Origin of the sequence: Pseudofrankia coriaricola, from assembly GCF_032027725.1 — a bacterium.
GTDB lineage: Bacteria > Actinomycetota > Actinomycetes > Frankiales > Frankiaceae > Pseudofrankia.
Map to the genome: position 1 here is coordinate 1 of NZ_JASNFO010000155.1, position 11864 is coordinate 11864.

At 71.1% G+C, this 11864-nt stretch carries 7 protein-coding genes and 1 pseudogene; 3 read left to right on the plus strand and 5 right to left on the minus strand.

Annotated elements, in window-relative coordinates; genetic code table 11:
- Window positions 1–1217 (minus strand): transposase (locus QOZ89_RS45850; protein WP_312630288.1); only part of this gene is annotated, 1217 nt, incomplete at its 3' end.
- Window positions 1218–1920: 703 nt separating this feature from the next.
- A complete protein-coding gene (locus QOZ89_RS45855) occupies window positions 1921–2256 on the minus strand; it encodes a hypothetical protein (protein ID WP_312630289.1) in 336 nt (111 codons plus the stop codon).
- Between the two features lie 1335 nt (window positions 2257–3591).
- On the opposite strand from QOZ89_RS45855, the gene mobF reads away from it, so the two are divergent.
- Complete coding sequence (gene mobF / locus QOZ89_RS45860) at window positions 3592–8841, plus strand: MobF family relaxase (protein WP_312630290.1); 5250 nt, start codon at window positions 3592–3594, stop codon at window positions 8839–8841.
- A 144-nt stretch (window positions 8842–8985) separates the two neighbouring features.
- Here the strand turns inward: mobF and QOZ89_RS45865 are convergent, their stop codons facing one another.
- Window positions 8986–9243: a hypothetical protein gene (locus tag QOZ89_RS45865; RefSeq protein ID WP_312630291.1), complete on the minus strand. Its 258-nt coding sequence runs from the start codon at window positions 9241–9243 to the stop codon at window positions 8986–8988.
- Between the two features lie 298 nt (window positions 9244–9541).
- On the opposite strand from QOZ89_RS45865, the gene QOZ89_RS45870 reads away from it, so the two are divergent.
- Window positions 9542–9694, plus strand: coding sequence for a hypothetical protein (locus QOZ89_RS45870; protein ID WP_312630292.1), 153 nt, complete (start codon window positions 9542–9544; stop codon window positions 9692–9694).
- A gap of 2 nt (window positions 9695–9696) precedes the next feature.
- Entirely contained in the window at window positions 9697–9936 is a 240-nt protein-coding gene (locus QOZ89_RS45875; RefSeq protein WP_312630293.1) for a hypothetical protein, read from the plus strand.
- A gap of 1042 nt (window positions 9937–10978) precedes the next feature.
- Here the strand turns inward: QOZ89_RS45875 and QOZ89_RS45880 are convergent.
- Together QOZ89_RS45880 and QOZ89_RS48110 are read right to left on the minus strand one after the other, a co-directional pair.
- Window positions 10979–11569 (minus strand): annotated as a pseudogene (locus QOZ89_RS45880) (transposase); the annotation flags it as partial.
- 165 nt (window positions 11570–11734) lie between these two features.
- A partial coding sequence (locus tag QOZ89_RS48110; RefSeq protein WP_491723686.1) for an HNH endonuclease occupies window positions 11735–11864 on the minus strand: 130 nt, incomplete at its 5' end.

Genomic DNA, 11864 nt, shown 5'->3' on the forward strand with positions numbered 1-11864 from the left:
AGCAGCGCGGAGATCCAGCCGGCGAGGACCGCTGCCCACATCCAGACCTGGTTGATCGTCGGGTCGGCGGACGGGAGGTGGCGCAGCCCGGCTCCGAGCTTGTGTTCCTTGATCCGTGTTTCGATGTCGGCGCGGCCGCGGAACCAGTGCTCGACGGCGACGATCCCGTCCGGCTCGTCGGCGGACAGCGAGGTGACGAGGAAGCTGACCGCCCAGCTGTGGTCGATCATGCCGTCGAGCAGCAGCTGCCGCTGGCCGGGCACGATCGTGCGCCCGCGCCGGGAGCGCGGGTCGGCGGAGACGTCGTCGGTGGTGACCTTTACCCGGCGCACGATCGTGTAGGTCCCGGGCGGGGCGCCGTCCGGGGCGTAGTCGCAGGCGGCGACCTGCGCGCCGCGCATGCCGCGGGCGTCGACCCACCGGTCCTCGGGGACCTGGGCGTAGGCACGCCAGAGTGCCTGGTTGCGGGGTGCGGAGATCGCGAAGTCGCCGCCCGCGGCGACGACGGCGCGCATGAACGCGGCCGAGAAGAACCCGCTGTCACAGCGGAAGACCGCAGGGGCGCACACCGCGTCGGGCAGCACCGAAAGCGCCCGGTGCATGAGCGCGATGATGAACGGACGCGGGTCCTGGTTGCCGGCGAGCAGGTCGGCGGCCAGGGTCAGCCCGGTGCGCGCCCAGCTGATCAGCAGCGGCCGGCCCGCTCGCTTGCCGTCGTGGGTATAGGCGACGCCGCGTTTCTTACGGCCGTAGACCTCGACATCGGAGGCGTCGCAGTCCAGCGTCGGGCGCCCGGTCACGAGCTCGGCACGCCGCTGTGCTGGCAGGAAGCGCATCATCCGCTCGGCGATCCCGGCCAGTCCGCGTTCGATCCCGGCGAGCTGGGCAGGGCCGAACCGTTCCGCGAGCCGCGCGGCGGTCCGCGACGGCGGGAACGACACCGGCGCAAGCAGCGTCCCTGCCCGGTCCGCCCGGGACCGGTCCAGCCCAGCCAGCGACGACTCGCCTCCCAGCTGGCTGGCCGCCATCCCGACGAGCAGCTGACCGGCCGTCAGCCCCCGGTCGCGCCGCTTGATCCGGCCGATCCCGTCGTCGAGTCCGCCGACCAGGTCGAGCCGGTCGACGAGCGCGGTCACCGCGACCAGCCCCGCAGCCCCCGTCACCGTCGGGTCGACCGGCCCGATCCGGACCAGCGGACGGCGCCCGCGCCGGACCACCGGACCACCGGCAGAGGGCTTCCCTGATGATCTGCTGCCGCGTAGAGTCGTCACCCGTCAGGTGCCTTTCGCCTGGGATGTCGGTTCGGTGTGAGAACCCCGATTCTCCCTGCGCGGCAGGCACCTGTTCTCTTACGACGATCTACAAGACCCCAACATCAACGCCCAACTGGCGGATGTAGGTCAGACACGCCGGGCACATCACGGCAGTCATGACACCGCAGGTCACGGCCTAACTTCATGACTTTGCCGGGTCCCTGCCCAACCTGGCGAGGAACATAAATCCGAATAAAACGAAACCCGCGGGATCGAACACCCACTTAAGCGCTACTGCCACGTTCGTCGATGCCCGCTCGAGCCCAGACCGACAACCGAAGGCCTCCCGCCGCGCATGCGACCTGCGCCCCTGGCCATGTGACGGGAGGACGCGTTGCAGTAGGTCGAGGTTGGCACGGCCGTACATCTGCCTTTTGATGCGGTTGATGCGGTTGATGTGGCCTTCGATGGGCCGGAGTTGTGAGGCAGGGTGAGGCCGGCGGCCGCAGCGACATTCGCGCCTGCGCGGTGGTACGCCAGTGATCAGCAACGCGCCGGTCGGGGTCACCGAAGGCCTCCGGTCGTGTGGCGGACAGCCCGACCAGCACAGCACGCGGCTCCGGCACACCCCCAGTATGCGATCCAAATAGGAATTAAAGGCTCACCACTAGGTATTCTCGGAGGCCCGGGCGGTATTTTGCCAGTGCACTCGACGGTCATTGGTGGCCTGGGTCTCGGGATGGCCGGCACCGAGGACTCTTAGCTGGATATTGAGTATTGCGCCAAACTCGGCGACAGCGCCCTGTACATCGCCCATTTGGCCACGCCATTGGGCGAGGCGGCTCCGGTTGAGCAAGGTGTGATGATTATCGGGGCCGAACGATTCCTCACACTCGGCGATCAGTTCCTCCAGAACGATGACCGTAGCGTCGAGATCGGGCGGGGCGCCGTAGCAGGCGATCCGGCAGGCCGTGCAGCGCCCATCCTGGCCGTCGGCGTGCAACGTGCACTGGTAGCCGACTCCGCGCCGACAACTGCAGCGCCGCTCGCGGGGAGCAGGAAGTGCCATGCCGTCCAACGGTTCCCGATGCCGGCCATATGTAGCGCGGCTGCCTGGCAGAGGGTCCGCTAGCCCGGCCCGCTCCTCAGACGTCGTCGCCCGATTGAGGCGGTCGGCGAGGTACCTGGCATCAATCGGCCCCTGGCGCTCTTGGAGGCCGCCAGGTCTGCCGGGGAACCGGGGCTCCTCGCGCGGCATCGCACCGTCCTCGTCGTCCAGGGTCCTGACAGGTCGATCGTGCGCCACGGCCGCTGGCGGTGTCGAGCGAGGCTATCGCCCGACACCAACGTGGCACTACCGGGCGGCCGCAGGTCTGGCACGCTGCCCGCCGGCGTCGTGGCGAATGTGTCGCTGGACCGGGACGTCTGATTGTACTTCGGGAACGATCAGACGAAGCTGACCCGGACGTCCCGTCCCGAGCAGTGGCGGACCGAGGCTGACGGACCTGGCCGCGACGAACGCACCCGCGCCGCACTGGAATCCGGGCCGGCCGGCATACCAGCCGCGGCACCGAGCATGTCGACCGCGCCGGACTGACCGGGTTGAGGAGAGCCGATGGGCGCGGGCCTGCCGGCTATCGCGCTCGGCAGGCCACGAACTGATGATCGTTCGACGGCTGCTGTCCGGGCATCGAGACATGTGCCGATGATCAGCAGGACCCTGGCGCAGATGACCAGCGTGACCCCGCCGATGGTTGTCCGCGTCCCGGACCGGACATGTCGGCACCCCCAGTCTGCGACCGATCCGCGATCTTGCGCGCCGAGGTCACCGCGGTTGGCTGGTCATGGCGGTGTCGGTGTCGGCGAGGGTCCATTCGTCGGGGGTGATGGTGTGGTCGACCAGGGCGGTGTGGGGACCGATCTGCCAGAGGCCAGTCACCTACGACGGCCTCCAACTCGTCGCCCTCCAACCACAACAGGCACCGGAAGTCCCTAAACCCCCAGGTCAGCAAGTGTCCCCCCACGCCCGTGGGGGTGATCGGCTCAGCGCCGAGGCCCTCGTCGTCGGGTTCCGGTCCTCCCCATGCCCGTGGGGGTGATCCGATCGTCTTGAAGATGCCGATCACGGTGACCGCGTCCTCCCACGCCTGTGGGGGTGATCCGTGAACGGTCACTCCTTCCGCGGGACGGGTCACGCGAGGTAGGAGCCCGAAGCCTGGCAGCGCAAGCACGGGTAGAGGCCGGCGCTGCCAGCCAGCAGGTGGAGGGCGCCAGCGGGAGGGATATGTCGGCCGGGATGTCCTTGGCGGTGACTGGTCGGGTGCGTGGGTCTGGGGCGATGTCGTTCGCGGTGGCTGTCGCGGTGTCGTTGGCGGTGTTCGGGCCGGGCAGTGTCCGTGGTTTCAGTGCGGGCCCCGGGTGGGGCGGGCCGGGGACGGTGACGGTGATCGCGACGGTGCGGGTGTTGCGGGTGCGTGCGCGTGACGTGGGGCAGGTGACGCGGGCGGCGGGTGCGGTGGTCGCCTATCTGGAGTCCGGCCAGCCCGGGGCCGCCGCCGGGCTGACGCGTTACTACGCGGGGGAGAGGGCGGTGGGGCGGGCGCGTGGGCGGGGGGCGGTGCTGGTGGGGCTGCGGGGGGCGGTGTCGGGGGAGGCGTTGGCTCGGCTGTTGCGTGGGCGGCATGCGGTGACGGGCCGGCCGTTGCTGGCGGCGACCGGTACCGCGGGGCGGGTCGAGCGTCCCGACAACGCCGGCGCCGACCGGGCCAGCGGCGGTCCCGACTCGGCGCCCGTGAGCGCGGAGAGTGCTGGTGGGCAGGGGACCGTTCGCGGCGTCGGCTCGGATTCTGGCCAGCTGACGGGTGCTGGCGCTGGCGTGCGGCCCGCGTCCGGGGCGGCGTCTCGCGCTGGGGAGTGGTTGACGTTGGCGGAGGCGGCGGTGGTGGCCGGGGTCGGTGCGTCCTATCTGCGTCGGCTGGTCAGCCGCACCGCGAAGATCCTCGCTGCTGGGGCTGGCGAACCGGGCGTCGAGAACGTCGATCGGGGCGACGCAGCGGACGGACGAACCGGAGCTGATGGGCTTGCCGCTGACCGGGGTGTCGAGGCCGGTGCGCCGAGTGCCGGGCAGCGTGCGGGACGCGGTGAGGCTGATCTGTTGGTTGGGCAGCGTGGGGCGGATGGGTGGTGGCGGATCCGTCGTGGCGAGGTGGAGCGGTGGTGTGCGGCGCGGACGCCACCGGCGACGGTGTTGGGCTACGACATGGTGTGTGCGGTGCCGAAGTCGGTGAGCCTGCTGTGGGCGTTCGGCGACGAGGCGCTGCGCGCCGACATCGCGGCGGCGCTGGATGCGGCGGTGGACGCGACGATCGGCTACCTGGAGCGTCACGCCGCGTTCGGGACGGTGCAGGGGGAGAATCGGCGGGCGCTGGGTCTGGCGGTGGCGTCGTATCTGCATGACGTGTCGCGTAGCGACGAGGCCCATCTGCATGTCCACAACGTGCTGGTCAACGCGGTCGTCGTCCAAGGCGACCCGGACGACCCGGGGCCTGGTGGGTGGGAGTGGCGGGCGATCGACGGGGAGGTGCTGCTCGCCCAGGTCAAGACGGCTGGTCACGTCGGTGCGGCGGTGTTGCGCCACGAGCTGTCCGCCCGCCGGGGCATCACCTGGGAGCCGGCTCGTAACAACGTCGCCGAGATCGCTGGTTTCCCGGCGGATCTGTTGGGGGCGTTCTCGACGCGGCATGGCGAGGTGACCGAGGAGTTCGCCCAGCTCGTCGCGGCCGGGTTGGAACCGTCTGGTGCGACGGTGGCGGCGGCGCAGCTTCGTTCGCGTGCTCCTAAGAAGGTTCTCGCGGACGCCCAGGTTGCCGCGATCCAGCGCGACCGGCTGACCTCGGCCGGTTGGACTGTCGCCCAGGTTCGCGAGCTCGCTCCCACCCTGACCGGCCGTCCGGTGCCACGTGCCCAAGTGGCGGAGGACGACGTTGCCGCTCTGTTCGCTCAGCTTGCTGGCGCGTCCGGGTTGACCGCGCAGGCCACCACGTTCCTGCGGCGCGATGTGATCCGCCAGGTCGCCGGCTGGGCTGGCGATCGGCTCGGTGCCGAGGACATCGAACGGCTGTCCGACCGGTTTCTCGCTGACCGGCGGGTCGTCGTCCTGCACGACACCACCCGTACTCGGCGCCGTCACGAACCCGAACCGCTCTACACCACCGAGAACCTGCTGACGGCCGAGGACACCCTGTTCGCGCTGTACCGCCAGGGCCAGGTCGCCGCCGGCGCGCCACCCCGCCGCCTCGTCGACACGGAGCTCCTCGACACCCAGCTGGAGACCGCTACCCGCCCCGCACCCGTCGGCGCCGCGGGACCGGCGTTGTCCGCCGAGCAGGCCGACCTCGTCCGCCACCTGCTGACCAGCGGCGACCTGGTCCGTGTCGCGGTCGGCCCGGCCGGCACCGGCAAGACCGAAGCGATGCGGACCCTGACCGCCATCGTCACCGCCGCCGCCCACCCGATGCTGGCGACCGCGCACGGTGGCCGCCAAGCGGAGGAGCTCGCCGAGCGGATCGGGATCCCGGCCCGGGTCGTGGCCAGCTGGCTGACCCTGCTCGACCACACCGACGACCCGGCCACGGTCTGGCCGGCGGGCTCGGTGCTGATCGTGGACGAGGCGACACAGGTCGCCACCCGCGACGCCGAACGGCTCCTGCGCTACGCCACCCGGACCGGCACGGTGGTGATTCTGCTCGGTGATCCGGCTCAGCTCGGTTCAGTCGGCGCCGGTGGCTGGTTCGCGCACATGGCCGCCCACACCCCTAACGTCCCCGCGCTGACGACGGTGCATCGGCAGGCGGGTGCGGAGATGGCGCCGGTTCGCGCCGCGCTCGCCGCGTTGCGCGCCGACACCGCGCCGGCCAGCCGCGCCGCGCTCGACCGGCTCGCCGAGGCCGGCCGTGTCCACCTCGCCGACAGCGCCGACGCGCTCCTGGAACGCGCCGTCGCCGACTGGTACACCGAACGCCTCCACCACCTCGGCGCGACCCGGCCCCGCGCCGACGCGCCGAGGCGCGCCGACCCGGACGACGCGAACCGCGCCGCGAAGGCCGGCGACGCGCCGAACCGGTCTGGCGCCGAGGATGCTGGCGGCGCGGACCGCGCCGCCCTGGACACCACCGCGCCGACGGCGCGCCCAGGCGGCGCGGACGGCGCGACTCCGACCGGCGGCGCGGCCGACCGCGCTGGTTCCAGCGGCGCGCACGGCGCGAAACTCGGCGCGCGCGACCGCGCCGCGTCGGACGCCACGTCGCGCCCAGCCATGGTGGACGGGCCCGCCGGTCGTGAAGGTGATGCTGCCGGCCGGGGTGGGCACGGCACGGGGGAGTCCGTACTGACACCCCGGCCGGCAGGGGTCCACATGATGGCCGAACGCAACCGCGACGTCGACACCCTCAACACCGCTGCCCGCGTCCTGCTGGCCGCCGACGGCACTCTGACCGGTCCGGTCCTCCACGTCGCCAGCCGGGAGTTCCAGGCCGGCGACGAGGTCGTCACCCTGACGCAGGCCGGCCACACCCTGGTCCCCGCCGGCCGGCCCGCCTCGGCCTACATCCGTACCGGCACCGTCGGCGTCGTCACCGCCGTCCACCCCGCCGACAACCCCTACGAGCAGACCCTCGAGGTCCACTTCCCGAGCAAGGGCACCGTCCGCGTGCCCTGGAACTACCTGACCCACCGCTTCGACGACGGCCGCGAAGGCGGTCTCGGCCATGCCTACGCGCTGACCGCCGCCAAGGCCCAGGGCTCCACGATGGACACCGCCCGCGCCGTCGTCCCCGACGACACCAGCCGCCCCGGCCTGTACGTCATGCTCTCGCGCGCCCGCACCGACCTACACGCCTACGTCCTTCACCGCGCCGACCTCGACCAGCGCGACGACGACGAAACCTGGCTGCCCGCCGGCCCCGACCCCGACAGCCCCCTCGACCGGCTCGCCGACCGCCTCGCCCGCACCCGCCCCGACCGCCTCGCCACCGACCACGACCCCGCCGCCACCGAAGCCCACCAACTCCGCCTCACCCACACCCTCGCCGACCTGACCGCCCAGCGCCTCGCCGCCAGCAACCGCGCCGACCAACCCACCCCGCCCGGCCGCCGCCCGGCTCCCGGTGACACCGACGCGACGAACGACCCCAACGACGCGCACAGCGGGGGCGGCGCGGGCACGCCGCGGCGCGCACCAGCGACGACCCGCGCCGACGCGCCGCACGCACCCATGCCCACGACGCAGTACGCGCCAGAGGCGCAGCCGGTTCACCACGCCACACCGACCCGGCGGCGCGCCGCTGACGACCCGAACCCCACAGCGACCCCGACACCCGCGCCGGACGCGCCGCACGCGCCCCGCTCCACCCCGGCCGCGCCGAATCTCGCGCCAGCAGACCGCGCCACCTCCGCGCCGACCGCGCCGGTCGCGCCGACGTTCGCGCCGGACGCGCCGCGGCGCGCGCCGGGTAGCACCGACCTGCCGCGCCAGGTCCTGCTGCGCCGCGCCGAACTCGCCGCCGAAACCATCCTGCGCGCCGCCGCCGTCACCCACCCACCACCGCAGCTCCTCGCCCGGATCGGCCCCCGCCCGCCGTCCGGCCCCGACAGCGCCGCCTGGGACGACGCCGTCACCGCGCTGGCGATCTACCACGCCCGCCACCAGCCCGACACCGCGCCGCACGACCCCGGACCACCCCCAGGCGCCACACCCGACGACAGGCACCGCGATCCCTGGCTCCGCCACCACGACCAGGCCACCCGCCTCGCCGACGCCTGGGCCGCGGCCCTGCCCGACCAGGCCCGCACCCGCTTCCACAACCCCCACGAAGCGATCCCCCGGCACCGCGCGATCGCCGGCCTGCACGCCCTGCTCGACCACGGCCACCATCCCGACCAGCTCCACACCGCCCTGGCCGGCGAACCCCTCACCGACATCCGCACCGGCGCCGCCGTCCTCGCCCGCCGCGTCGCCGACCTGTGCACGACCGCCGACCTCGACGCCACGCTCTACGAGCTCCCCGCCCCGGCGACCCCCCAACAGGAATGGAACACCGTCACCCGGCTCCTCGCCGCCGCCGAGATCAGCCACCTCGCCACCCGGCCAACGGCCACACTGCTCACCGAGCGGCGGACCCTCGACGACCAGCTCAACCACCCCACCGACACGGCCAGCCCCCACACCCCGACCCGGACCCACACCGCGGCCGCAGCCCGACGGACCCGCCTCGACGCCTCCCTCGATCGCCAGACCACCCAGGCCCTGCTCCACGCCACCGCCGAACCCGCCGACTACCTCACCGCCCTCCTCGGCCCCCGCCCCACCACCGACCCCGCCACCACCGCCTGGGACGAGGCAGCCCACCGCATCGAGCACTACCGCCACCACACCCTCGGCCTGCCCTACGGCACCCCCGCCACAGCCGACACTTCGGACCCTGCCCGCCGCGCCCTCGGCACCCGCCCCAACGACCCAGCCACCGCCCACGCCTACGACCAGGCCCGCGCCCTCGGCTCCGCCGACGGGCCGCCGTCGCTCCCGCTGTAGCTGGCGGGAGAACGGTCACTGGCCACGAGGTCGCCGGCTCCGCGCGGGCCGGCTGGTCGGCCGGGGACGGCGCCGTCGTGCTCGCAAAGCTCGTGCTCCACCGCCAGCGCCGCGCCCTCAACGATGAACAGCGCGGCCGCAAGGTCAAAGCCGGCCAGGAGCGTCCCGGGGCGCTCGGACTCGAGGGTCGGTCGGTTGCGAGCGGCCCTGCTGCAGCAGGACGAACATGAGCCCTCGGACAATCACGATGTTGCCCGTGTGACCCGGGTGCGTCTCGCGATACGCGTCGGCTCTTTTCCGTACGGGTTCCTGCGCGAGCATGGCCAGCGCCGTCGACTGCTCAGGCGCCGGCGCGGCGAGGTAGGCCGCGACCGGCTTTGCCCTGTCGGGGAGGTTCGTCATGGCCGGTCATACCTCCTCGGATACGGCAGTTCCTCCGCAGCGTTCCTTGACAAGATCCGGCTTGTCAAGGACCCTTGACAAGATCCCCGCTATCGGCTTCCTCGCGGAAGACGCCCGAAGGGAGACGGCCAAAGATGCCTGTAGGTTCCCCCGCTGCCCGTCATTTTCCCGGGCCGGATGTCATCTCAGTGGCGAACATGACAAGATCCAGGTAGGCGACCTTCTTCGCTCGGTGTCCTGCGGCTCGCAGACCGGGCGGGGGTGCGGTACCGATGTCTCCCGCGTGGCGGGGAGCGCCGTGACCGCGTTGGTGGTGCCCCTGCGCCCCGCCGCGGATAAGGAAGGAGCCCCGGACGTCGTGACCACCGAGAAGCTGATTGCCCGAATCGCCGACACCGTCCGTCGTTCCTGTTCGGCCGCCGCCGTCCTGGTCATGCAGGAGGGCCGCTGAAGATGTCCGCCACCGATCGCCGCCGAGTCCCTCTCGTCCGGGACGTCCGCGAGGTATTCCGCCCTCGGGGCTACCCCACGTGGCGCGGCTACGCAGCCGCCGGCGCGGCTTGGGTGTTCGCCTTCGTCGCCGTCAGCACGCTGTCCGCTGTCTGGCCAGGATGGATCTGGTGGGTGCTCGTCGCTGCGCTTTTCCTTGTCGTCGCCGTCACCGGTCCACTGATCTTTTTCCGTGGGCGTTAGGAATGGCTGCCTGAGGCGTGGGAAGTGGCATGCGACCGCCGACGGTGTACTACGGGGGACGGTGGCGACCGTCCCCCGGATCTTGACGATGCTGCCTGAGCACAGCCACCACGTGGAGCCGGCCGCGTGATCTGGTCCGGGCGTGCGGGTTGCCCCGGCGCTTCCCCCCGCAGAAGTGCCACCGGAACCTGGTAACTCAGCACTGCGCCTAGTGACACCCAGCCCGGGAATCCCCTGACAGCTCGCCAACGATTGGAAGATCGACGGGGGAACCTACATGCCCACCAACAACCGTCGTCGGGCCGGTCTCGGGACGGATGTCCTGTGTCTTGATACTTGACTTTGTGTCATTGAATCTTGGTCGACTGCTTCTGGATGCCACGGTAGTTTGAGCGATACATGATCGTCTGTGTCGGGAGAGCTCGTGGGCGTCGCGGTGGCGGCTGTGGGTGCGGACCCTGAGTTCGCGCTGCGTTACGTCGACGCCCAGGGGGCGGAGTGCCTGCAGCCGCTGGAGGCGTGGCCGGGGTTGCGGCCTGAGGGTTCCTGCCGGCGCACCAGCAGATCTGCCTCAAACACGGCACCTGGCTGCCTGGACCAGAAAACCCACCCGGAACGCCGCAGCTCGGCGTCAGCGCCTGCCAGGACATCATCGCCGCCGAACGTCAGGCCCGCCGCCTCCTCCGCCGCTGCTCAGCCGAACAGCTGATCTACGCCAAGATTCAGGCCGCAGGCGAGCCCGACAGACAGCCCGGCCCGACACAGGCATGGAAACGCCGGATGCAAGCCCTGATCGAGTCCAACCCACGGGCGGCCACCGAGTCATCGCCGCAGGCGCTGCTCCTGGCAGCCGCTTACCCGGAGATCGTCACCCAGGCCACCGCGATGATCAAAGCCAGCCACGCCACGTCGACACGGAACTTGTCAAGATCTTTGAGACAAGATTGTTTGTGAACTAGCCTGCATCTGGTCTTCTATTCGATCTCTGCGCGGGGAGCACCTCCGATCTTTGCGGGACGCCCGCGTCGGCTGGCCCGGCATCCTCGCCGGGCTTCGTGTTGATCCCGGCGGGTTTCGGAAGCGATGGCGGGACCGGAGGCCGGTTCACGAACCGCTCCGGGTGCGCGGCGTAGACGGCATCGAGCACGCGACCGCGCGCGGCATACACCTGATCGGTCCGGCCGAAGTACACGACCGCCGGCGAAAGGTAGCCGATCCCGGAATGCTTGTGCTCGAAATTGTACCAGTTGAAGAACTCCCGGCAGAACGCCCGCGCCTCGACGATGGTGTCGAAATGGTCGGGAAACTCGGGCCGGTACTTCAGGGTCTTGAACTGGGACTCGGAAAAGGGGTTGTCGTTCGAGACCCGCGGCCTTGAGTGCGACCGGACGATGTCAAGATCCGCCAGAAGAAGCGTGAGAGTCTTCGACGTCATCGACGAGCCCCGGTCGGCGTGCACCGTGAGCCTCGACGTATCGACGCCATACTTCTCACACGTCTGCGCGACAAGTTCCTTCGCGAGCTCCCCGGACTCGTTCGGCGCGAGCATCCAGCCCACGACATAGCGGCTGTAGATATCGAGGATGACATAAAGATAGAAATGCCTGTGCTTCACCGGCCCCTTGATCTTCGTGTAGGGTCGGGCCGGGACGCGGTACCGGGGTTTCTCTCGGCCCGTCTTCCCGACCCGCCCTCCGAGTCGGGTAGGCCGCCGGCGAGGTGCCCTGGTTGGGTCCTTTTCCGTCGGCCCCCCGCCGAACCCGCCGGGCGGCGTTAACCGCAACGGGCTCTCCAGTGGTTATGCCGTGGGTTGCGTGGTAGGTCGTCCGGCGTGGATGGCTTCGTGGCATGGCCGGCAGGTGACAAGTGTCTTGCGCCGTCGCATGGCCATGAGCCGGACCCACGTCGGCTTCTCGCGTCGTCCTGGT

Excerpts from the sequence above, each read along its gene's own strand:
- mobF (WP_312630290.1), top strand. The coding sequence starts at position 3,592 with ATGTCGTTCGCGGTGGCTGTCGCGGTGTCGTTGGCGGTGTTCGGGCCG.
- QOZ89_RS45865 (WP_312630291.1), bottom strand. The coding sequence starts at position 9,243 with ATGACGAACCTCCCCGACAGGGCAAAGCCGGTCGCGGCCTACCTCGCC.
- QOZ89_RS45875 (WP_312630293.1), top strand. The coding sequence starts at position 9,697 with ATGTCCGCCACCGATCGCCGCCGAGTCCCTCTCGTCCGGGACGTCCGC.